The sequence below is a fragment of the Listeria immobilis genome (assembly GCF_014322765.1).
In the GTDB taxonomy this organism is placed as follows: Bacteria; Bacillota; Bacilli; order Lactobacillales; family Listeriaceae; genus Listeria; species Listeria immobilis.
This window is the reverse complement of the sequence record NZ_JAASTZ010000001.1, coordinates 212,455-234,419: the sequence shown is the minus strand read 5'-3', so window position 1 is coordinate 234,419 and position 21,965 is coordinate 212,455. Positions and strand designations below refer to the sequence as shown.

24 protein-coding genes are annotated in these 21,965 nt (G+C 35.7%); 7 read left to right on the top strand and 17 right to left on the bottom strand.

Going from position 1 to position 21,965, the window contains the following annotated elements; genetic code table 11:
• The first annotated feature begins 16 nt into the window (after positions 1–16).
• From dltA to dltD, 4 genes are read left to right on the top strand one after another with little or no spacing between them, the layout of a single operon-like run.
• Positions 17–1,549, top strand: coding sequence for a D-alanine--poly(phosphoribitol) ligase subunit DltA (gene dltA, locus HCJ50_RS01185; RefSeq protein WP_185346373.1), 1,533 nt, complete (start codon positions 17–19; stop codon positions 1,547–1,549).
• Complete coding sequence (dltB, locus tag HCJ50_RS01180) at positions 1,546–2,730, top strand: D-alanyl-lipoteichoic acid biosynthesis protein DltB (RefSeq protein ID WP_185346375.1); 1,185 nt, start codon at positions 1,546–1,548, stop codon at positions 2,728–2,730. The genes dltA and dltB overlap by 4 nt, the downstream gene beginning before the upstream one ends.
• A gap of 24 nt (positions 2,731–2,754) precedes the next feature.
• Positions 2,755–2,991, top strand: coding sequence for a D-alanine--poly(phosphoribitol) ligase subunit DltC (dltC, locus tag HCJ50_RS01175; protein WP_011701783.1), 237 nt, complete (start codon positions 2,755–2,757; stop codon positions 2,989–2,991).
• Positions 2,991–4,265, top strand: a complete 1,275-nt coding sequence (gene dltD / locus HCJ50_RS01170) for a D-alanyl-lipoteichoic acid biosynthesis protein DltD (protein WP_185346377.1) — start codon at positions 2,991–2,993, stop codon at positions 4,263–4,265. Before dltC ends, dltD begins: the two co-directional genes overlap by 1 nt.
• 30 nt (positions 4,266–4,295) lie before the next feature.
• Here dltD and fabI read toward each other — a convergent pair whose 3' ends face one another.
• The 4 genes from fabI to HCJ50_RS01150 all read right to left on the bottom strand — a co-directional run bounded on the left by fabI (position 4,296) and on the right by HCJ50_RS01150 (position 7,563).
• Positions 4,296–5,084 (bottom strand): enoyl-ACP reductase FabI, encoded by a 789-nt coding sequence (gene fabI / locus HCJ50_RS01165; RefSeq protein ID WP_185346379.1) that lies wholly within the window; start codon positions 5,082–5,084, stop codon positions 4,296–4,298.
• 77 nt (positions 5,085–5,161) lie between these two features.
• Complete coding sequence (locus HCJ50_RS01160) at positions 5,162–6,052, bottom strand: RluA family pseudouridine synthase (RefSeq protein WP_185346381.1); 891 nt, start codon at positions 6,050–6,052, stop codon at positions 5,162–5,164.
• A 17-nt stretch (positions 6,053–6,069) separates the two neighbouring features.
• Positions 6,070–6,864, bottom strand: a complete 795-nt coding sequence (locus HCJ50_RS01155) for an NAD kinase (RefSeq protein WP_185346383.1) — start codon at positions 6,862–6,864, stop codon at positions 6,070–6,072.
• Positions 6,865–6,894: 30 nt separating this feature from the next.
• Complete coding sequence (locus HCJ50_RS01150) at positions 6,895–7,563, bottom strand: GTP pyrophosphokinase (protein WP_185346385.1); 669 nt, start codon at positions 7,561–7,563, stop codon at positions 6,895–6,897.
• A 159-nt stretch (positions 7,564–7,722) separates the two neighbouring features.
• Between HCJ50_RS01150 and HCJ50_RS01145 the strand changes: the two genes are divergently transcribed.
• The 3 genes from HCJ50_RS01145 (at position 7,723) to yjbH (ending at position 9,856) form a co-directional block, all read left to right on the top strand.
• On the top strand, positions 7,723–8,190 hold the full coding sequence (locus tag HCJ50_RS01145; protein WP_185346387.1) for a tetratricopeptide repeat protein: 468 nt from the start codon (positions 7,723–7,725) through the stop codon (positions 8,188–8,190).
• Between the two features lie 15 nt (positions 8,191–8,205).
• Entirely contained in the window at positions 8,206–8,790 is a 585-nt protein-coding gene (locus HCJ50_RS01140) for a CYTH domain-containing protein (protein WP_185346394.1), read from the top strand.
• 244 nt (positions 8,791–9,034) lie between these two features.
• Positions 9,035–9,856, top strand: a complete 822-nt coding sequence (yjbH, locus tag HCJ50_RS01135; RefSeq protein ID WP_185346396.1) for a protease adaptor protein YjbH — start codon at positions 9,035–9,037, stop codon at positions 9,854–9,856.
• Between the two features lie 41 nt (positions 9,857–9,897).
• On the opposite strand, the gene HCJ50_RS01130 is transcribed toward yjbH, so the two are convergent.
• The 13 genes from HCJ50_RS01130 to HCJ50_RS01070 form a co-directional block, all read right to left on the bottom strand.
• Entirely contained in the window at positions 9,898–11,142 is a 1,245-nt protein-coding gene (locus HCJ50_RS01130) for an ABC transporter permease (RefSeq protein ID WP_185346398.1), read from the bottom strand.
• Positions 11,135–11,821, bottom strand: coding sequence for an ABC transporter ATP-binding protein (locus tag HCJ50_RS01125; protein ID WP_185346401.1), 687 nt, complete (start codon positions 11,819–11,821; stop codon positions 11,135–11,137). The genes HCJ50_RS01130 and HCJ50_RS01125 overlap by 8 nt, the downstream gene beginning before the upstream one ends.
• Positions 11,805–12,191 (bottom strand): efflux RND transporter periplasmic adaptor subunit, encoded by a 387-nt coding sequence (locus HCJ50_RS01120; RefSeq protein WP_185346403.1) that lies wholly within the window; start codon positions 12,189–12,191, stop codon positions 11,805–11,807. Before HCJ50_RS01120 ends, HCJ50_RS01125 begins: the two co-directional genes overlap by 17 nt.
• A gap of 84 nt (positions 12,192–12,275) precedes the next feature.
• Positions 12,276–13,034, bottom strand: a complete 759-nt coding sequence (locus HCJ50_RS01115; RefSeq protein WP_185346405.1) for an efflux RND transporter periplasmic adaptor subunit — start codon at positions 13,032–13,034, stop codon at positions 12,276–12,278.
• 141 nt (positions 13,035–13,175) lie between these two features.
• Positions 13,176–14,090: a zinc metalloprotease HtpX gene (gene htpX / locus HCJ50_RS01110; RefSeq protein ID WP_185346406.1), complete on the bottom strand. Its 915-nt coding sequence runs from the start codon at positions 14,088–14,090 to the stop codon at positions 13,176–13,178.
• 22 nt (positions 14,091–14,112) lie between these two features.
• The gene (locus HCJ50_RS01105) at positions 14,113–14,670 is read right to left on the bottom strand and encodes a LemA family protein (RefSeq protein WP_185346408.1); all 558 of its coding nucleotides are present in this window, start codon (positions 14,668–14,670) and stop codon (positions 14,113–14,115) included.
• A gap of 84 nt (positions 14,671–14,754) precedes the next feature.
• Positions 14,755–15,981: a peptidase U32 family protein gene (locus HCJ50_RS01100; RefSeq protein WP_185346410.1), complete on the bottom strand. Its 1,227-nt coding sequence runs from the start codon at positions 15,979–15,981 to the stop codon at positions 14,755–14,757.
• Positions 15,982–15,994: 13 nt separating this feature from the next.
• A complete protein-coding gene (locus HCJ50_RS01095; RefSeq protein ID WP_185346412.1) occupies positions 15,995–16,903 on the bottom strand; it encodes a peptidase U32 family protein in 909 nt (302 codons plus the stop codon).
• Between the two features lie 113 nt (positions 16,904–17,016).
• Positions 17,017–18,072, bottom strand: a complete 1,056-nt coding sequence (locus HCJ50_RS01090) for a glycosyltransferase family 4 protein (RefSeq protein ID WP_185346414.1) — start codon at positions 18,070–18,072, stop codon at positions 17,017–17,019.
• Between the two features lie 146 nt (positions 18,073–18,218).
• Complete coding sequence (locus tag HCJ50_RS01085; protein ID WP_185346416.1) at positions 18,219–18,941, bottom strand: GntR family transcriptional regulator; 723 nt, start codon at positions 18,939–18,941, stop codon at positions 18,219–18,221.
• A 15-nt stretch (positions 18,942–18,956) separates the two neighbouring features.
• Complete coding sequence (nagB, locus tag HCJ50_RS01080) at positions 18,957–19,661, bottom strand: glucosamine-6-phosphate deaminase (RefSeq protein ID WP_185346418.1); 705 nt, start codon at positions 19,659–19,661, stop codon at positions 18,957–18,959.
• Between the two features lie 16 nt (positions 19,662–19,677).
• Positions 19,678–20,811, bottom strand: coding sequence for an N-acetylglucosamine-6-phosphate deacetylase (gene nagA, locus HCJ50_RS01075; RefSeq protein ID WP_185346420.1), 1,134 nt, complete (start codon positions 20,809–20,811; stop codon positions 19,678–19,680).
• 311 nt (positions 20,812–21,122) lie between these two features.
• Positions 21,123–21,965: a PspA/IM30 family protein gene (locus HCJ50_RS01070; RefSeq protein WP_185346422.1), complete on the bottom strand. Its 843-nt coding sequence runs from the start codon at positions 21,963–21,965 to the stop codon at positions 21,123–21,125.

The window sequence follows — 21,965 nt, the reverse complement described above, 5'->3', positions numbered from 1 at the left end:
AATGGGAACTTCGATAATGACGACAAGTATTATAGAGAGAATTGATGCATGGGCAGAAAATACACCTAATTTCCCTTGCTATGAATATGCCGGAACACGTCTTTCCTACCAAGAATTAAAGCGTCAATCTGATGCATTAGGTTCTTATTTACTTAAAAACGTGACAACTGACAAACAAAGACCAATTATTGTTTATGGACATATGTCGCCACTCATGATAATCGCATTTTTAGGCTCTATCAAATCAGGTCGAGCTTATGTACCCGTAGATGTTTCGATGCCAGTTGAACGAATAGAACAAATAAAAAAGGCTGCTAATCCAGCGTTATTTATTTGTACAGAGGCGCTTCCAAGTAATCTAATTATTTCAGATTGCCCTATTTTAAACCCTGAAAATTTAGTAGATTCCTTGCAAAACCATTTAGATGAAACACCCCATCCAGAAGCATGTGTAAAGAATGATGATAATTACTATATTATATACACATCTGGAAGTACTGGAAATCCGAAAGGTGTTCAAATCAGTCAAAATAATTTAGTTAGTTTTAGTAACTGGATTTTACAAGATTTTTCTTTAGAGCAAGGGTTGCGTTTCTTAAATCAAGCCCCCTTTTCATTTGATTTATCCGTGATGGATTTATACCCGTGTTTGCTTTCAGGGGGAACACTTGTGCCTCTTGATAAAACAATTTCTGCTAATTTGAAAGATTTATATTTTGAAATACCCGTACAAAATTTAGATGTATGGATTTCAACTCCTTCCTTTGCAGAATTATGCTTACTAGACGCCAATTTCAATCAGGAGAACAATCCAAACCTAACCCGCTTTTTATTCTGCGGCGAGGTTCTTGCAAAGAAAACCGCACTCGAACTTTTAAATCGTTTTCCAGATGCGGTAATTTATAATACGTATGGCCCAACAGAAGCAACTGTTGCTGTAACTCAGGTGAAAGTTACACGTGAGCTACTCGAGGCTTATCCTAGCTTACCGCTTGGTGTTATTAAACCAGATATGCGTCTTCACATTATTGATCAAGAATCTGGTGAACTAGTTCCAGATGGTCAAAAAGGCGAAATCGTCTTAATTGGTGCAAGCGTCTCTAAAGGTTATTTAAATGAACCTGAAAAAACAGCCCAAGTATTCTTTGATTATAAAGGCTACCAAGCTTATCATACGGGCGATGCAGGACTAATAAAAGATGGCTATCTTTTCTTCCAAGGACGTCTTGATTTCCAAATTAAACTTCATGGTTACCGAATTGAGCTAGAAGATATTGAAAATAATTTAAAAAAAGTAAGTTTGATTCATAACTGCGCCATCATTCCTAAAATAAAAGATGATAAAGTCGAAATGTTAGTCGCTCAAGTCATTCCTTCTACTAACGACTTTGAAAAAGAATACCAGCTAAGTGCAGCAATCAAAAAAGAATTAAAAAAATTTATGCCTGCATATATGATTCCAAGAAAGTGGATATATAAGACAGAATTCCCGCTTACAATGAACAGTAAAATTGATCGCAAAATGCTGCATAATGAGGTTAACAAGTGAGCACACCCTACGGTACAATTCTTTATTTTGGTGTACTTCTCCTATTTTTACTTCCTATCATTGTAGCTGGTTTGTTAGGAAAGAGATTACCTATTTATAACGCTTTTGTCACACTTGCATTCTTATATTTTTTATTTTCAACTAGTACTGTTCAAGCTGTCACTTTTATTGTTTTTGTCTTCTGGCAGCTTGCACTCGTTCGACTTTACTTTCATTACCGGCAAGAACGAAAACAGAATCATGGTGGCGTATTCGTACTTGCCATAGTTCTCTCTATTCTTCCGTTAGTTATCTCTAAAGTCGTTCCAATTTTAGGAGACCATGTTACGATGATTGGCTTCTTAGGTATCTCCTACTTAACTTTTAAAGCAGCACAAATGATTATGGAAATACGTGATAACTTAATTAAGCAATACAACGCATGGGATTTTGTTCATTTCTTACTATTCTTCCCAACCATTTCATCAGGTCCAATCGATCGTTTTCGTCGCTTTAAAAAAGATATAGATAACCCACCTAGTAAGGAAGCTTATCTGGCTTTACTAAATCGGGGAATATTCCTTATTTTCCTCGGTTTTCTCTATAAATTCATCATCGCCTATTTAGTGAATAAGCATTTTGTTGTTCCATTAGATTTTGCGATTACACATCATAATGACACAACACTAAGTTTATTTGGTTATATGTATGCTTATAGTATGTATCTTTTCTTTGATTTTGCTGGTTATAGTGCCTTTGCAGTCGGAGTTAGTTATTTGCTTGGTGTTCAAACCCCGATGAACTTTAACAAGCCGTTTGCCGCACGAAATATTAAAGAATTCTGGAATCGTTGGCACATGACGCTTTCGTTCTGGTTCCGTGATTATGTATTTATGCGTTTTGTCTTTTGGCTAACAAAAAAGAAATGGTTTAAAAGCAAGTTTACCATCGCCTACCTAGCCTATTTTGTTAACTTTTTTATCATGGGTGTATGGCATGGACTTCATTGGTATTACATTGTTTATGGACTTTATCAAGCGACTCTAATTGTCGGATTTGATCTTTTCGAACGATTGAATAAAAAACATAAGATCTATCCAAAAAACAAGGTAACCTATGTTATCGGTATTATCCTAACGTTTCATTTTGTTTGTTTCGGATTCCTGATTTTCTCAGGTATTTTAGATAAAATTAATTTTTAAAACTAACTAAAGGTGGTAATTTAAATGGCATTCCGTGAAAATGTATTAGAAATCTTAGAAGAAATTACAGAAACAGAAGAAGTAGTACAAAATACAAATATTAAATTATTTGATGAAGGGTTACTTGATTCAATGGCGACCGTTCAGCTTTTAATTGAGATAGAAGAAAAATTAGATATTACCGTACCCGTTTCCGAATTTGACCGCGATGAATGGGCTACTCCTGAAATGATTATTACACAACTCGAGGCGCTTAAATAATGAAAAAAAAGCTGTGGATGACATTTGGCCCATTATTGGTGGCATTCGCGGTTTTCCTTTTCGTTCTCTTTGGACCTAGCAGCCTATTTTCACATGTTTCTTCTGATACGGTGAAAAAAAGTGCTACTTCTATGAACGAATCCGTCATCCAAGGTCTAGACATCCAAGAAAAAGCGATGCAAGAAGGAAATTATTTACCAATTTTTGGTTCATCTGAGCTTTCTCGTGTCGATCCTTTTCATCCTAGCGTCGTTTCAAAAAAATACAATCAAGGCTATACTCCCTTTCTTCTTGGGCGTCCAGGAACACAAAGTCTAAGTCATTTTCTAGATGTAAATGCACTTGGTAATGAACTTAAAGGTAAAAAAGTGGCTGTTATCCTATCTCCGCAATGGTTTGGACCAAAAGGAGTTTCTGACACCTCTTTCGGAGCAAATTTCTCTCCACTTCATGCGTACAAATTTGCACTAGAGGATACGCCAAACACACCAGAACGAATATATGCAGCCAAAAGATTATTAAGTTTCCAAGTAGTACAAAGCGATTCAACTTTAAAAAATCTATTAGAAAATATAGTTGCAAAAGGTCCTAAAAAGCCACATGATAGCCAGCTTACTAACTTAGCTGGCAATATCGAGCTGAAAATTTTAGAGCGCAAAGATGATTTAGAATCTAAAGTCATAGCTGGCTCCAAGCAAGATCGTATTGATAAAGAAGTAAAAAAACTTCCTGAAAAACTAGACTATTATCAACTTGATCAATTAGCAAAAGATTTTGGCGAAAAAGGAACTGGGCCCAATATTTTTCAAGTAAAAGAAAAATATTATAAAAAGAAAATCCAACCAATTGAAGCCAAATTAAAAAACAGCCGAATAAACTTACGCTACGATGAATCGCCTGAATATGGTGATTTACAACTTTTAATGGATGCCTTCAAAAAAGCTGGTGCTGATGTTATTTTCATCAATCCTCCTATCAACGGAAAATGGGTGGACTATATCGGTTTAAATAAACAAGGATTGGAAAACTATTATGCAAAAACAAAACAACAAATTGAAAGTCAAGGTTTCCACTATTACTCACTAGAATCCTACCAAAATGAACCCTATTATTTAGAAGATCCAATCCATTTAAGCTGGCGAGGTTGGGTGAAAATCGACCAAGTTCTTGCTAACTTTGTCAAAGCCCCTGTGGAAACAAACTATACACCAACAGCAAATGAATTCTATATAAAAAATCATCCTGACTTTGGACCAAAAAAAATCCAGAAATAGTTATGAAACTACTTCTGGATTTTTTGCTTTTTAGAATCCGATAATATGATAGCCGCTGTCCACATGAATCACTTCACCTGTGACACCGCGGGATAAATTACTAAATAAATAATAGGCTGTATCGCCAACTTCTTCTGCCTGTGTTGCTCTTTTTAGTGGCGCTCTTTCTTCTACTAAAGAAATAGAATCTGAGAAACCGCTAACTCCACGTGCAGAAACTGTTCTAATTGGTCCAGCTGAAATAGCATTTACACGAACTCCAATTGCACCTAGATCCATTGCTAAATATCTAACGCTTGCATCAAGGGAAGCTTTTGCTACACCCATGATATTATAGTTTTCCACAACACGTTCCCCACCTAAGTAAGTTAGTGTTAATAGACTTGCATCTTCTGTAAGCATTTCTAAATGTTTTAAGGCGCGAGCAACTGCTGTAAACGAATAAGCACTAATTTCATGCGCTTGTAAAAAGCTTTTACGATCTACTTCCAAATAATCCCCAGTTAAGAAATCTTTATTGGCAAAAGCGATACAATGTGCTAACCCACTTAATTTACCAACTTTATTTTTAATTGTTTCAAAAGTTTCTGTGATTGCTTCTTCACTAGTCACATCACATGCCAAAATTAGCGGTGATTGATTTACTTCATTTAAAGATGGTACAAGTTCGGTAATGCTTTTTTTCGCACGATCATCTGCATATGTAAATACTAATTTCGCTCCCGCTTCGTTTAATGAGCGAGCAATAGCCCAAGCAATACTACGTTTATTTGCAACTCCCATTACTACATATGTTTTTCCCTCTAATGATAAATTCATGTTATTCCTCCTAAAATTGATGCGAATTCGTTCGCTTCTTTTATTTTACATGACCCAATAACTTTTTCAAACTCTTATTACTTCGATTTTGGAATAATCTCTTCCATATCTTTGGGTAATGGCAAATCAAATGCTAAATATTCTTCTGTAAGTGGATGGATTAAATGCAGATGACAAGAGTGAAGTGCCTGTCTTTTTAATAAAGTGGTGTCCCCACCGTACATGTCATCACCAATCAACGGATGACCAATATAGGAAAAATGGACACGTATCTGGTGTGTTCGTCCAGTTTCCAGCTGAATAGCCACATGATCAAATGTATCATAACGCTCTATCACTTCATAATTTGTTTTGGCATATTTCCCTTCTGGAGTAACAAAACGCTCCATAATACTAACTGCTTTCCTCCCAATAGGTGCTTCTATAGATCCTAATTGGTCTGTTAAAACCCCAGAAGTAAACGCCTGATAACGTCTTTTTAGTAAACCTTGTTGTAAAAAAGTGCTTAATCTTGCATGAGAAAATCTATTTTTCGCAATTAGCATTAAGCCAGAAGTTTCTCGGTCTAATCGAGTTACAATATGAATCGCACTAGTAAGTCCTTGCGCTTCATAATGCCCTTTGACAAAATTTGCTACCGAGCCACTAGGATGATACTGCGAAGGAATAGACGCCATCCCTGCTGGTTTATTAATAATTAACAAAAAATCATCTTCAAAAACAATTTCCAGCTCTGTATGTTCTGCTAGCAGCCGTTCATTTTTCTGCTCCATTGGAAAAGTAAGCCGCACTTCATCTCCTGTTTTCACCTGATAAAGCACGTTTTGTTCTTTGCCGTTGATTTCTATTTTTCCATCATCACTAAATTTCACTGCAGTTAATAATTGTTTTGAGATATGCTTATTTCTAAGAAAAGTCCTAAGAAGTAAGTCATTTTCTTCTTTATCTACTCGCCATTCTAAAAACACATGCTTCCTCCTGCTATTTAATCTTCAATAAATGAATCGTGTACACGTCGCCAAAATGGGAATGAACGAAATCTGGCAAAATGAATTTTCTTTGGCGATACTTCATAACGAATTTCCTGTACATCTCTGTGTAAAATGCTTAAGTGATCCACAGAAATCTGGAAGTCCTTATCATTTACTGGTTGCAAACTAACCATATGATGCTTTGGAAAAACAAGCGGGCTACCTATCGTTCGGTATACACGGTTATTAATGGAAGCCATCTCCGTTAACTGCATTGCTTCAATGGATGGATGCATTAATGCCCCACCTAAAGACTTATTATAAGCCGTTGTTCCGCTTGGTGTTGACATGCAAAGTCCATCCCCACGAAAACGCTCAAAATGAATATCATTAATAACTACATCCACAACAAAAGGCCCTCCTGAACTCTTCACAGTAGATTCATTTAGCGCTAAATACTCTGCTTCTTTTTTGCCAATACCATACTTTACTGTCGTTTTTAAAAGTGGATAAGAAACTTTTTGATATTCTCCTTTAGCTAAAAGTTTTACTAATTTTTCAGCTTCTGCCGGACGCCAATCTGCATAAAACCCAAGATGCCCGGTATGAATTCCAATAAAAGCAATCTCATCAAGTCTAGCTTCATATTGATGAAAAGCGGACAAAAATGTTCCATCTCCACCAATTGAAATAACGATTTCTGGCTCCTCTTCATCATATTCCATATCGTGTTCTCCAAAACCAGCAATCATGTTTAATCGAAGTAAATCAGACTTTTCGTCCCCTTTGGAAGTAATCATATATTTCATTATTCCTATTCGCCCCTATTCTTACGCCTATTACTTATTTTTTTTTGGCATTTCATGATGCGCTGATTTTTTATCTTTAGCTACATCTTTATTTTGCGAAAAATAGACTTGCGCTTCTTGTACTTCTTCTCTAATTTGAGACATTTCCTCATCAAGTTGAAAAGCTGCTTCTGCCGCCCGTTTTAATCTAGTGTTAATTGCTTCTGGAAATTCTCCTTGATACTTATAGTTTACTGAATGTTCAATAGTTGCCCAAAAATTCATTGCTAAAGTTCTAATTTGAATTTCCGCAAGAATTTTCTTTTCCCCTTGAATTGTTTCTACCGGGTACTCAATAACTACATGATATGACCGGTATCCACTAGGTTTCTTATTTGTAATGTAATCTCGCTCTTCCACAATCCGAAAATCCTTTCGTTGCCGTAAAAGACGAACCACCACCTCAATATCATCAACAAATTGACACATCATTCTAAGCCCAGCAATATCTTGCATTTCCTCTACTAAATGATCTAACGCAATTTTCTTTTGATTCGCTTTGTCTAATATGCTCGCAACCGGCTTCACTCGACCTGTAACAAATTCAATTGGTGAATGGTTATTCTCAAGCTCAAATTGTGAACGCATTCCTTTAAGTTTAATTTTCAGTTCTTCAACAGCCTGTTTATACGGCGCTAAAAAATCTTCCCAACGGTTCAAATTGCTCACCTCAAGTATCTTCCTGATTAAATTAATGCAACATCAGTTATATTTTAACACAAAAGCACACCATCCAGCTTGCTAAAAGTAACCTTTTTTTCTTTCCCGTGGTAAAATAAAACCGAAGCGCTAAATCCACCAAAAAAAGGAGGAGCTGAATTGATACGTTTGTTACTTCAAAACGGCGATTATGAATCCGCTCGTACGAACTCACTTCTAAAACTTCAAGCTGATCCAGAAAACGCTGAACTAAACTATTTTGCTGCATGGGCGCATGATGCCCTTGGAAAAGAATCATCCGCCATTCCCTTTTATGAAAAAGCACTACATAATGGGCTATCTGAAATTGATCGTCAGGAAGCCTATGTTGGTCTTGGCAGTACTTATCGTATCACTGGATCTCCTGAAAAAGCTGCTGCTTTATTTCAAAAAGCCTTACTAGAATTCCCTGAAAACAAAGCACTTCAAACCTTTTTCATTATGACAAAATATAGCCAAGGTCTTGCGAAAGAAGCACTAGAAGATGCCTTAATGCTACTTACAGAGACCACAGAAAATAAAGATATATTAAATTATAAAAAAGCTATTCAATTTTATGCCAAAGATTTGGATGCATTATTTCATTAAGAGGAGCTGAACCACATGGTAAAAGAATTAGAAATCGAGTTTCGCAATCTTTTAACACAAGATGAATATATTAGACTTATTGATGCTTTTCACATAAAAGAGGATGATTATTTTGAACAAACAAATTATTATCTAGACACAGCTGAATTTGGGCTAAAAGAACGGCAGTCTGCGCTTCGTATTCGCAAATTAGAAACACAATTCCAACTAACACTTAAAACCCCTGAATCACGTGGATTAATGGAAACAACACAAATTTTAGGGGCAGATCAAGCAACTGCCATTTTAAATGGTGCCAATATTCCAGTTGGTCCAGTTCGAGATAGCCTAAAAGAAATTGGCATCAATCACGAAGCATTGCAACTCTTTGGTTCTCTAAAAACGATTCGTGCGGAAAAAGAGTACAAAAAAGGACTTTTAGTATTTGATAAAAACTTTTATGGGACAATTTCTGACTTCGACTTAGAATATGAAGTGGCTGATTATGACAAAGGTAAAGAAATTTTCGCTAAATTATTGAATGATTACCAAATACCTAATCAACCTGCAGAAAATAAAGTTGCTCGTTTTTATAACCATGTCTACCGTAATAATGATTAAATTTGTATCTAAAATGGTTTTTATCGCTTTAAATGTCACAAATTATTGAAATATGATGAATATCTACGTTAAGTCAATGACAATTATTTGTTAAATTTACATTACGCTGATAAAATAGATATATAAATATAACACTAAATTTTGTATCAGCTTTTACTTTGCAGTGAATTGTTTTTTCACACTGGTACATTGAAATCAATATCTGCTGAAAGATATTTAGAATTTGAAAATCAGGTGATAACAAATGATTAACCAAAATTTATACTATCAGTCCGTAGCTAATTCTAAACCAATCGAAATTTATCTATTTTTCGATCCGGCTTGTGATGACTGTTGGAATATTGAAGCCAATATGCTACGATTGCAAATTGAATATGGCAACTATTTTAAACTACGCTATGTTTTACATAACAATTTGCAAACATTTGTATGTAAACAAAGACGAGCTGGAAATAGTAATTTAAGCTTAAAAGAACAACAGATAGGGGCGCACCTTTCCTATATTTCTTGTCTTGCTGTAAAAGCTGCTGAACTTCAAGGAAAGAAGCAAGGTATCACATTCTTGCGTAAAATCCAAGAAGCTTATTTTCTTGAAAATAAAGATATCGCTAATGATGATATCCTATATGAAATTGCTGTGGCAACTGGGCTAGATTTAGCTGAATTCAAAAAAGATTTAGCTTCAACAGCTGCTAAACGCGCCTACATTGGTGATCAAAAAGTTGCACAAGAAATGGAAATTCGCGAAAACCCTACAGTCGTTTTTTTCAATAAAAATATAGAAGATGCTGGCTTAAAACTTAGTGGGCTTCATCGTTATGAAGTGTATGTTCATGTTTTATCTGAGCTTTTAAACCATTATCCAGAACCAGAAAAACGCCCGCAAATGGAAGAATATTTAGCTAAAGTGAAAATTGCTTCTGTTGCTTCCATGGCAGATTTTTATGGCGTAACAGAACAACAAATCGAGCGCCAAATGAAAAAATGGCGTCTTCAACAAAAAGTAGAATTAATCGATACAGCAGACGGACAGTCTCATTGGAAATATATCGGCAACGTTCAATAAAAAATAGACATCCGTACTTTTCCAAGCGGATGTCTATTTTTTTATTCATAACGCAATGCTTCAATTGGGTCTAATTTAGAAGCTTTAATTGCTGGCACAAGACCGAATATTACTCCAATCAAAATGGAAAAACTCAACCCGCCTAGTATTGCAGGAATAGAAATAATATATGGATACCCCGCCATATTGGTAAGCCCCACACCGATACCAATACCAAGCCCAATACCGATGCACCCACCTAATAACGTCAGTACCATCACTTCTACTAAAAATTGCCATAAAATTGTGCCTCGTCTTGCTCCAAGCGCCTTTTTTATACCAATTTCTCGAGTTCGCTCCGTTACTGAAACAAGCATAATATTCATCACACCAATTCCCCCTACTAATAGAGAAATACTCGCAATCCCTCCAAGTAAATAAAATTGTGCTTTATTAAACTCCTCAATTTCTTCATCAATATTTCCCATATTATATACACCATAAATAAAATCTGATTCAGGCAAATCAGCATTTAAAAGGGCTGCTGCTTCCTCAGCTATCCTTTGTAAATCATCCGTTTTTTCAGTTTGAATCATTACTGTTGGTGAAGGGTTAATACTTTCTTGTATAAGTGGCCAATTTTTTGTTGTCACATATGCCGCTCCCATTTCCTCTTCACCATACATCATTGACCATTCTTTTGCAGTATCACCAGTTGGCTCCATTACACCAATAATACGGAAAGGATAGCCCGCATACTCAATTATTTTCCCGATACCATCACCTTCTGGAAAAAGTGTATCATAAGCAAATTGATTTAATACGATTCCTTGAGATCCACTCGCATAATCTGATTGGTTAAAGCCACGTCCTGTTGTTATTTTCATCGTATTTAAGTGAAAATAATCCGAATTCACTGCTCGAATATCCACTTCCGAAGATATATTTTCCCGAAAAACCGATCCCCAACTATTATAAGAGACTACCACATTTTTCATTCCTGGAATATTTTTCATTTCATCTATTTTTTCTTGGCTTATTTCTGTCATATATACTGGTGGGCGTTCTTCACCAGTATACCCTTCTCCCCCTGCGCCACTGAATTCCGCTTCCGGTGCAAAGGAAAGTTCTAATGAATTATTCGCGCCACCAACTATCTCTTTCTTTAACGTTTCACTACTGCTTTGAATCAAGCTAACAATAGCAATAATCGCTGCTAGTCCAATAATTACCCCTAACATGGTTAAAATGGAGCGAAGTTTATGTGCCCAAATAGATTGTAAAGAGAGCTTTATATTTTCAAGCATGGATTTCGCTCCCCTCGTCATGCGTTAATTCTCCATCACGAATCATTATTTTCCGATTAGTATATGCAGAGACTTCCGCTTCATGAGTAATGACGATAACTGTAACACCATCTTTATTCAATTTAGAGAAAAGCGACATCACTTGTTCCCCGGTTTTTGTATCAAGTGCGCCAGTTGGTTCGTCTGCTAAAATAAAAGCTGGATTTGTCACTAATGCTCGAGCAATTGCTACCCGTTGTTTTTGACCACCAGATAGCGTTGGCGGTTTAAAACTTTCTCGATCTTCTAAACCAACTTTTTGTAATGCAATCCGAGCTCTTTCTGTCCGTTCTTTTTTCGATACACCCGCATAAACTAATGGTAACTCCACATTTTGTAGTGCCGTCAACCGTGGCATCAAATTAAATGTTTGAAAGACAAAGCCAATGGAATGATTACGTAATTTGGCTAGTTCTTTTTCTGAGATCAACCGAACATTTTTACCATAAAGCAAATAATCTCCAGTTGTCGCTTTGTCAAGGCAACCGATAATATTCATTAAAGTAGATTTTCCCGAACCAGAAGGACCCATAATAGAAATATATTCCCCTTCTTTTACTTCTAAGCTAATATTCTTTAATATCGGAATCTCATTTTTTCCTTGCCAGTACGATTTATAGACATTATTCAGTTGGAGCATCCGTTTGGACCTCCATTCCTTCTTTCACAAATGAATCTGGGTAGATAATGTAGTCGTCCTTTTTAAGTCCCTCTGTTACTTCTACTGTCATCATTTCTTTATCTTCTTTTCCTAATTTAACTTCTGTCGCCTTAGCTACACCATCATTTGCCGTCCAAACAATGGATTTACCATCTCGTTTAGCGATAAAATCAGACGGGATAGAAGGAACACTACTTTTACCTTCACTTGCTTCCACATCTAAACTAATAAAGACGTGTCTTCCAATATTTAATCCTTTAGCTGCACTTAACTCCACTGTAAAAGGATACTTTGTTAAATTAGGGTTTTCTTCCACTTCTATATCTTCTGTTCCAGCATTCTCTTCCATGCCTTCATTCGGTAGCTCACCAATTTCACTAATTTTACCTTGCCATGTTTCCGATTCATCTTGACGGTTTATGATAGTTACTTTTTAGTCTTTTTTTAGTTCATCACGACGGAATTCATCAACAGAACCTTTTATGTAGTATGTAGACATATCAACAATTTCCATAAAAATGGCTGGATTAGTTTCTTCTATTGTAACGGTTTTATTCATTTGTGTTTGATCTAATTTTTTTACTACACCACTTACAGTCGAATAAACAATATTGTTATTATTTTTAGAGCGAACTGCTTCTAGTGCCGCCTCTGCTTTTTCAACACCAAAAGTGGCTTGTTTTAATTCTAAATCGGCTTGTCCTTTTTCTTGTTTTAATTCTTCCTGCTCTTCTGGTGTTGCCTCTTTTATTTGTTTAGTTAACTTATTTATAGCCGCTTGTTGTTGGCTAACTGTTGATTTTTGCATTTCTAATTCTAGTTCAGCTTCTCGAACTTCTAAATCACCCTCAGGATTAGAGTAACTATACAATTTTTGATCTTTTTGGACTGTATCTCCCACTTTGACGTAACATTTATTTACGGTACCTTTAGAACTATCAATATTATATTTGCTTGTTGCTTTTGGCTCGATGACACCTGTGAAATAACTTCCTGAATCCACATCACCTTCACCTAAAATATCTTTGACTTGCATTGCAATGATGGTCGTTTCGTCCCCGTCAACAGTTTCATCACTCTTTTTTATGTTTGTAATAAAAATAGCTATCATTATTGCAGCGATTAATAGTACAACAGAAAGAATAATGGGGATGATTTTTTTCTTGTTCTTTTTTTGTTGTTGATTCTTCACCATATTCACTCCCTTTGAAAAATTCTTACTATTTAAGATTAGCTGATAGAAAATAAAAAGTCAATCACTTTATTACAAAAACATGACATAAGTTACAATAAAATGACATGAAAAAGCAACCTATTGCTAGATTGCTTTTCTTTACATATTGGTTAGACGTTCAATTCTCGCACTGATTGGCGGATGAGAATCAAATAATCCCGGTTTATCTTTTTTAGATTTAAGCGGTGAAGCGAAATAAATAGACTCACTAGATGCACTAACTTCTTCCATTTTCTTTGAATCACCACTAATTTTTTTTAATGCTTCAATCAGTCCATCTGGATTTCGAGTTAATTCAACTGCACTTGCATCTGCTAAATATTCCCGGTTTCTAGAAAGGGCAAACTGAATTGCAGTAGCGATAATCGGGGCCAATATAACGAAAATAAGTGCAACCACATAAATAATTATCTGTGCCCCGCCACCATTATTATTATCGCTTTTACGACTATTTCGACTCCCTGTTATACTTCCCCAAAAAATCAGACGCATAGCTAAATCACTAAGAATAGCAACTACTGCAACAAGGGCAATCGAAATTGTGGATAAACGGATATCATAATTACGAATATGAGAAACTTCATGGGCAATAACGCCCTCAAGTTCATATCGTTCTAGTTTATTTAATAACCCTCGAGTAACTGCAACTGCCCCTTTTTCAGGTGAAATACCTGTAGCAAAGGCATTTGGACTTTCATCTTCAATAATATATACTTTTGGCATTGGAATTCCGGCAACTAGGGCCATGCTTTCTACAGTATCCCATAAAATAGGAGCTTGATCTTTTGATTTTATTTCTTTCGCACGGTTCATCGCCATAACCACAGATGAACTGCTCATAATCATAATCAAAATATAAAACACACCGATAACAGCCGCAAGTATAAGCCCATTTAGATAATTATTCCAAACAATAATCCCTATAGCAGCACCCACCATAAGAACGAAAATAAAAAAGCCAATTACAATAAAAATAGTTTTTCGCTTATTTGCTGCGATTTGTTCAAATAGCATGCTTTTCGCTCTCCTTCACGGCTTAAAACTCTACTTTAGGAGCAACACGTTCTACTTCTGGAATAGAAAGCATTTCACGTTCAGTAAAGTTATGCAGTTTTGCAATGATGTTTGTCGGTACAGATTGAACTTTTGTGTTATAGCTCATAACTGTTGTATTGTACAATTGACGAGAATAAGCTACTTTATTTTCCGTAGTAGTTAATTCATGTTGTAATTCTATAAATGATGTATTTGCTTTTAAATCAGGATAAGCCTCACCTAATGCAAAGATAGATTTTAATGCACCACTTAGCATATTATCTGCTTCGATTTGACCTTGACGATTATCAGCAGGCATCTCCATCATTTTATTACGTGCTTCAATTACTTGTGTTAATGTTTCTTTTTCGTGTTTAGCATATCCTTTAACAGTTTCCACCAAATTAGGAATTAAATCAAATCTACGTTTTAATTGTACATCAATTTGTGCCCATGTTTCATCTACACGGTTGCGATATTTTACAAGGCTATTGTAAAGTCCAAAGTAAATTAAGACTAGAACAACCACTACAACAATAGTAATAATCCATCCTATCATATAAATCTCCTCCTTTTAATATAGTCTATTTCATTATACCTTACTTTAAGGAAAGACAACAATCCTACTGCAGAATGAGCTTTTTTATTTTTTCTTTCTCATAAAATCAAATGGCTTTACAGGTTTGTCCACTGGCATTTTTATTGTCATCATCGCATTTGGTGCGCGATCAATTTTTTCTCCATTTTCATTCCAAAGCTCTTTTACAACTTGTCTAAAGCCAGTATCCCCTGGGCCATAAAACTCAATTTCTTCTCCAACACCAAAATTATTTCGTTGTTGTAAAGTAGCAATTTTGGTTTCCTCATCATATTCCAACACTTGGGCAGCAAAAGCATATTGTGGAATTTTACGTGTTTTCCCAAATAACTGTTCGTCCTCAGTAGGTTCTTTATAGAAAAAGCCTGTGGAAAGTTCGCGTTGTGCTACTTTCCATAACTCTTCTTCCCAAGCTGGATCAAATACATAGTTTTCTGGATCGGCACAATAAGCATCTACAGCACGACGATAAACACTTGCAACCGTCGAAACATAGTGAATGGACTTCATTCGCCCTTCAATTTTTAAGCTATCTACACCCGCATCCACCATATCAGGAATATACTTAATCATTGATAAATCTACTGCGCTCATCGAAAATGGTTCTTCATCTGAATCCACCAAATTTTTTGATACGCCATTATCGATTTCAAATAAATCATATTTCCAACGACAACTTTGCGCACAGCCTCCACGGTTTGCATCTCGGTTTGCCATATGATTCGATAGCGTGCAACGTCCAGAATAGGAAATGCACATAGCTCCGTGAATGAAAGCTTCCATTTCAACATCTGTTTGTGCGCCAATTTCTTGGATTTCTTGCATGCTCACTTCACGTGCCAGTACAACACGTTCTAAACCTTGTTTTTTCCAAAATTCAAGTGTCTTATAGTTTGTAGCAGAAGCTTGTGTTGATAAGTGTACTGGTAAACCTGGAGCATCTTCAAAACAAATACTAATTAAAGCAGGATCAGAAACAATTACTGCATCAATACCAATATCTCGAAGTGTCCGAAAGAACTCTCCTGCACCTTCTGTATCCCCTGCATGAGCTACCATATTAGCAGCTACATATACTTTGGCATTTCTTTCATGTGCAAAACTAACACCTTGTTCCATTTCTTCAAACGTAAAATTTCCAGCTCGTGATCTTAAACCAAATGCCTGACCACCAATATAAACAGCATCCGCCCCATAGCGAATGGCGATTTTTAATTTTTCTAAGTTACCAGCCGGAGCTAGCACTTCTGGTTTTTTCATTATTCTAGTCATTATGCTATTCCCCCTACTTCACATCATCCGGATTTTTCAAATAAAATCCAGCATCTAATTTTCTTGTCGGCGGTTGTAATTCCGTTAATTTATTCACAAAATATTCTGCAACGAACTGGTTGTGAATAATTGCTTCTTTTGCTTGAACAAAAAGCGCTGCAATTTCAACAAAGTTATCTGAATTAGCAAGAACCCCATCTAATTTCCACGTTCTACAACCCGCTTCATATAAATCGGCCAAATATGGCACCAATGAAATATCCTCAGAAGCAAAGATATGCGTTCCAGACTCATCTTCATAAATTGGCAATTGACTCGTTTCATCATTAGGCTCACGTAAATAAAGACCTCGTTCTCGAGAAGTATCCTCTTCCATTTCTACAATCCGATTATAATTCGTCACCAATTTGCGCTTAGATTGATGAATACACGTTGGTCCGTAAACCAAAACTTCAGTTGGAATAGAAAGATTTTTAGTAATATCTTTTATTTCGCCTTCTGTTAATTCTCTAGCAAGTACTGCTCCAACTGCTCCTTGTTTTTCCCAAAAAGCAATTTGCTCTGCGCTAGTCACAAATGTTTGAGCATCATAAATAAATGGTAGCGGCTTATTCATTTCTGTTAAAAGCATAATTGCTCCCGGATCGCCACACGCCACAGTATCAACGTCCATTTCTGCAAGTTGTTCCAAAAATGGCGGCAATAACTCCATATGCTCATTATGCATCAGCGAATTAACAGCTACAGTTACCTTCTTTCCTTGTTGATGCGCTAAATCAACTATTTCACGTAATTCCTCGACAGAAAAAGAATGTGGTAATCGCAAGCCAAATTGGCTATTTCCTACATATAATCTGTCTACCCCCGCGCGAAGCAATTTTTCAGCTTGAATAATTGAATCTGCTGTCGCAATGATTTCCATGATTTTCTCCTCATTTCTACAAAAACGTTACTTGATAAATGTATCACAAGATGAGTGCTTACTCAATAAGAATTTTGGCATAGAAAAAAGAGACTAAGAAATGCTTTTAGTCTCTAATCTATTTTATCTTCTTTTGAAATTTTGAAAAGTTTAAGTAAAGGACGATATGTACTTCCTATTAATCCAAGTGTTTCAATCATTATTTCGATTAAAAGTAATAACACACCTATTAATAGCATGGAACCCCACAACGTTGACATCGTAAAAATAAAGGCGAATAAAGAAAACAATGCCGCTATCGCATAAATTAAAATTACCGTTTGTCGATGTGTAAAGCCAAGTCGTAATAAACAATGATGTAAATGAGATTTATCTGCCATTGCAATTGGTTGTTTTGTAACTAGTCTTCGAACGATTGCAAACACAGTGTCTGAAATTGGTACACCCAAAATTAAAATTGGTACGATGAGTGAGATAAAGGTAACGTTTTTGAAACCCATCACTGATAACACAGAGATAATAAAACCTAAAAAAAGTGCCCCCGTATCACCCATAAATATTTTAGCTGGGTTGAAATTGTATGGTAAAAATCCAAGTGTGCCTGCTATTAATACGCTGGCAATCATAATTACAAGTACATCTCCCATAATAAATGCCATTCCTAAAATAGTCAGTAAGGCAATGGTTGAAACACCCGCTGCAAGACCATCTAGTCCATCAATTAAGTTAATTGCATTAGTAATCGCAACAATCCAAATGATCGTTAAAGGAATACTTAATACCCCAAAATGAATCTCGCCACCAAATGGTAAATTAATGAAATCTATGCTAATCCCGCCCCAGACAACAATAATAAAGGCTGCTAACACTTGACCAATTAATTTATATCTTGCTTTTAATTCTAAAATATCATCTAAAAAGCCTGTTAATGCCATAACAAATCCTGCAATCAGAAGTGGCCATAAAAACATATTATCAATCGGGAGTAGTAGCATCCCTACCACAAAACTAATAAATATAGCTAAACCACCTAAACTTGGAATAGGTTTAATATTAATTCGTCGCTTGTCTGGTTTATCTGTAATATCAAAATAAAGCGCTATTTTTCGAATTAGCGGTGTAATTAACACGGACACGCCAAAACAAATCACTATAATCATCCAGTTCATGGCTAGTCCTCCCCGCCAAATTTTTCATTCATCTCATTATACTTTTTTATTTATAAAAAAACAACGAAAATCATTATTCTTGCTACACTTAACTCATTTTTATACAAAAAAGCTTGAAACGAGTTAAAATCATTTCAAGCTTTTTTTTATTGTTTAATCCTTGCTACAAACTGAAATCTACTTCCAACATACTGGGAACGTGTGAATTCAAATGGTCGACCATCTTCTAGCATAGTGATTTGTCGAAGTTTCATAACAGGTGAGCCGAGTTTTACATCAAGATATGGCGCAATTTTTTCTGAGACTAAAGAAGCTTCCATGATTTGCTCTGCTTCTCCAATTGGTTGACCAAGCTTTAATTCAATCGCTTTATAAAGGGAGTCCATAATATCTTCCTTTGTAAGCAGTGAAGCAATTTTTTCTGGAATTGCAGCAACCTCGTAAAGTATTGGAACACGGTCGCCGTAACGAATCCGCTCAATTTTCATCACATTGCTGTCTTCTGGTAGTTGCAGTGCTTCTTGTTCTTGCGTACTTGCTGGACGAATCCCATATGATACAATGCGTGTCGAAGGAACCTTACCCTCTTGCAGCATCAAATTAGTAAAACTCGTGACTGCCTCAAGTCGTTCTGTCAATTTCTTTTCCGCAATAAATGTGCCTGCACCAATACGTCTTTGCAAAATATTGTCATCCACTAAGCCCTGAATTGCTTGTCTAACTGTCATTCGGCTAACATGGAACATTTCTGCAAGTTGACGTTCAGCAGGTATAGAAGTTCCAACACTCCAAATGCCATCTTCCATCTTCTTTTTAATTTCACTTTGAATTTGAATGTAAATCGGTATTCCTGATTGTTTATCGATCATTTTCCCGCCCTCTTCTTATAGAAGTGACGCCGCCTCATTGTCAAGAATCACTGTAACATCTGGATGATTTTGAAGTACAGAAGCAGGGCAATTCACATCTACAGGTCCTTTAATAGTTTCTTTGATTGCTTGTGCTTTGTTTTCACCAAAAGCAAGTAGGATAATTTTTTTTGCATTCATAATTGATTTAATTCCCATAGAATAAGCATGAGTCGGTACATCTTCTTCTCTTTCGAAAAAGCGTTTGTTGGCTTCACGAGTGGAATCAGTTAACACGACTTTATGTGTAAGTGAATCAAAGGAAGTTCCTGGTTCATTAAAGCCAATATGGCCATTTGTACCAATACCTAATACTTGAATATCTACTGGATGCTCTGACAAAATATCTTCATAACGAGAACATTCTGCTTCTGCATCGGTCGCTTCTCCATTTGGTAAGAAACTTTCTTTAAATGCTTTTTTAGAGAATAATAAGTTATTCATATAGTAATGATAACTGTTTGGGTCGCTCGCTGCAAGACCTACATATTCATCTAGGTTAGTTGTTGTTACATTTTTAGTATCTACATTACTCTTTACAAGCTCTGCATATAGGGTTTCTGGTGTACTTCCTGTTGCTAGCCCTAATGTTTTCACTTCACCAGAGGTAATGCCTTTTTCAATCAATTCTAAAGCTTTTTTTGAACCTGTTAATTTATTTTCTGTTGTGATAAGTTGCATAGTAATTATCTTCCTCTCAAGAATGTTTTTTTCCGAATGAATATGTGGCAGTTATTTGTAAATTATCATTTAAAATATTGAAATCTGCATCTTTACCTGCTTGAATAGCACCTTTTTGTGTTAAATTAAACTCGCGAGCTTGGTTTCCAGAAGACATAAGAACTGCTTCTTCCATAGTACAACCAGTAAATTTAATCATATTACGGAAACCATCATCATAAGTTAACACGCTGCCTGCAAGTGTTCCATCTTCTAAACGAGCTTGTTTATCTTTTACGATTACTGTTTGACCGCCAAGTTCAGATTTTCCTTCTGGCATACCTTTTGCGCGCATGGAATCAGTAATGATACAAAGATGTTCTGCACCTTTCATTTTATAAGCTAATTTCACCATATCGGGGTGAACGTGAATTCCATCAACAATTATTTCAGCATTAATACCTTGCTCAAGTAAAACGTGCCCTGGAACACCAGGCTCGCGGTGCGTCATTCGGTGACAAGCATTATATAAATGAGTGGCATGGGTTGCTTTACTTGTTTTCAAGTGTTCCCGAACATCATTAGAGTGTCCAATACTCGGAACAACACCTAGTTCAAAACAAAAATTCTCAAAGTCCGCAGATGTTTCATGTTCTGGTGCATAGGTTACTAATTTGATTAAACCACCAGAAATATCAAACCATTTTTTAAAAAGTTCTAAATCAGGTGCTTGAATGTATTCTTCTGGTTGCGCGCCTTTAAAGACCTTTGAAACAAATGGACCTTCTAAGTGAATTCCACCAATTACTGGCTCTGTTTGTGCTACTTCATTGATTACTTTTAATGCTTTTTCAATATTTTCATGTGATTGTGTCATTGTTGTTGGGAAGTAAGTAGTAATCCCTTCATTTAACATACCATTCACTTGTTTTCTAAGCGCTTCTGGATCTGCATCCATTGCATCAAAACTATAACCACCATGGGAATGAACATCAATAAATCCTGGAACAATTTTTTGTCCTTTAGCATCAATGACTTCTTCTATTTTATCTGCTTGAAAATCAGCCATGGAACCAACTTCCAAAATCTGTTTGTCAAACCTAACAAAAGCGTTATCAAGAACTCCCTTACCAGTATAAATTGTAGCGTTTGTAATTACTTTATTAGCCATTACATATTGCCTCCTCGTTAAATCGGTCTATACCAATTATTATAACATGTATCTATTAAAATGCAACTTATCTTTCCCTATTTACCCCGAACAATATAAAAATAAGCAAAAATAAAACTTTGGAAAAATAATTTCAAGCATCATAGCTAGCCTATTCCATATTATAAAAAATGATATAGCTCTTATTTAGGTAAAATACTAGCTGTATTAATTTCTAGCTAGTTTGAAAACAACCCCTACATTCGAATATAAAAAAAGATTGTAAGCAAAATGATTTCTCACTTTACCTACAATCTTAGGTGTCGCACTTTTTATTTATCTTCTTTTGGCTCTTCTTTTTTCTCTAATTCTGGAATAAGCACTTCTTTTTCTTCTTTTGGTTTTTCTTTTGCTGCTTCTTTTTCCAGCTCATTTAATTGATCTTCCATAGATGCTTTTTCAGGCTTTTTGAAATTTTGTTTTTCGCGTTCAATAATTTCATCTACCATTGTTGTAAAGTTTTGTGCTTTATCTTTGATGACTTCTTTACTTTTCTTCGTTTTCTTTTCTAACTCATCCATAAGATCATCAAAGGATTGAGAAAGTTCTTTGTTCATATCTGCTTTTTTCTCAGCTTCATCTGCTAAATCGCGTTGTTTTTGCGCTTCATGGTAATCACTTACGCTACCCCAACTCATATCATGAATTACTTTATCCATTTTTTCAGATGTTTCTGTGGCATTTTTTTCCGCCATTTCAGCTAGATGTTGTGTTTTAAGATTTTTCCATTTTAAACGCATTTCGTGCATCCGTAATTCCAATTTTTCAAGTTGTTCTGATGCTTGTTCATAATGACCTTTTGTAGCTTCTAATTGTTCTTCATATTGAGCCACTTCTTCTAGAGCAAAATCTGCTAACTTAGTTTCGCCTGCTTCTTTTGCAATTTCAGCTTGGTGACGACGTTTTTCAACATAAACTTCCATTTCTTTGTATTCTTTGTAGAAAAGAGATTTTAATTCACGTTGTTTTTCAACCATACGTTCTGCATCTTTCATTTCTTGTTTGGTTTTATCCATATAGTAGCTCACTGAATTACGACGTTTTTCTTCACGTTTCTCAATCTTTTCGCTTACTTCTTTATTCCATTGTTTCATTTTTTCAAAAAGGTTTGCCAT

What these genes read in the sequence shown, in the direction of transcription:
- dltD (WP_185346377.1), top strand. Translation starts at nt 2,991, where the DNA reads ATGAAAAAAAAGCTGTGGATGACATTTGGCCCATTATTGGTGGCATTC.
- yjbH (WP_185346396.1), top strand. Translation starts at nt 9,035, where the DNA reads ATGATTAACCAAAATTTATACTATCAGTCCGTAGCTAATTCTAAACCA.
- dltA (WP_185346373.1), top strand. Translation starts at nt 17, where the DNA reads ATGACGACAAGTATTATAGAGAGAATTGATGCATGGGCAGAAAATACA.
- nagB (WP_185346418.1), bottom strand. Translation starts at nt 19,661, where the DNA reads ATGCAACTTATCACAACAGAAAATAAATTAACAGGTTCAAAAAAAGCT.
- HCJ50_RS01155 (WP_185346383.1), bottom strand. Translation starts at nt 6,864, where the DNA reads ATGAAATATATGATTACTTCCAAAGGGGACGAAAAGTCTGATTTACTT.
- HCJ50_RS01085 (WP_185346416.1), bottom strand. Translation starts at nt 18,941, where the DNA reads ATGATCGATAAACAATCAGGAATACCGATTTACATTCAAATTCAAAGT.
- HCJ50_RS01120 (WP_185346403.1), bottom strand. Translation starts at nt 12,191, where the DNA reads ATGGAAGAGAATGCTGGAACAGAAGATATAGAAGTGGAAGAAAACCCT.
- HCJ50_RS01100 (WP_185346410.1), bottom strand. Translation starts at nt 15,981, where the DNA reads ATGACTAGAATAATGAAAAAACCAGAAGTGCTAGCTCCGGCTGGTAAC.
- HCJ50_RS01090 (WP_185346414.1), bottom strand. Translation starts at nt 18,072, where the DNA reads ATGAACTGGATGATTATAGTGATTTGTTTTGGCGTGTCCGTGTTAATT.
- htpX (WP_185346406.1), bottom strand. Translation starts at nt 14,090, where the DNA reads ATGCTATTTGAACAAATCGCAGCAAATAAGCGAAAAACTATTTTTATT.
- HCJ50_RS01125 (WP_185346401.1), bottom strand. Translation starts at nt 11,821, where the DNA reads ATGCTCCAACTGAATAATGTCTATAAATCGTACTGGCAAGGAAAAAAT.
- HCJ50_RS01140 (WP_185346394.1), top strand. Translation starts at nt 8,206, where the DNA reads ATGGTAAAAGAATTAGAAATCGAGTTTCGCAATCTTTTAACACAAGAT.
- HCJ50_RS01095 (WP_185346412.1), bottom strand. Translation starts at nt 16,903, where the DNA reads ATGGAAATCATTGCGACAGCAGATTCAATTATTCAAGCTGAAAAATTG.
- dltC (WP_011701783.1), top strand. Translation starts at nt 2,755, where the DNA reads ATGGCATTCCGTGAAAATGTATTAGAAATCTTAGAAGAAATTACAGAA.
- fabI (WP_185346379.1), bottom strand. Translation starts at nt 5,084, where the DNA reads ATGAATTTATCATTAGAGGGAAAAACATATGTAGTAATGGGAGTTGCA.
- HCJ50_RS01070 (WP_185346422.1), bottom strand. Translation starts at nt 21,965, where the DNA reads ATGGCAAACCTTTTTGAAAAAATGAAACAATGGAATAAAGAAGTAAGC.
- nagA (WP_185346420.1), bottom strand. Translation starts at nt 20,811, where the DNA reads ATGGCTAATAAAGTAATTACAAACGCTACAATTTATACTGGTAAGGGA.
- HCJ50_RS01130 (WP_185346398.1), bottom strand. Translation starts at nt 11,142, where the DNA reads ATGCTTGAAAATATAAAGCTCTCTTTACAATCTATTTGGGCACATAAA.
- HCJ50_RS01105 (WP_185346408.1), bottom strand. Translation starts at nt 14,670, where the DNA reads ATGATAGGATGGATTATTACTATTGTTGTAGTGGTTGTTCTAGTCTTA.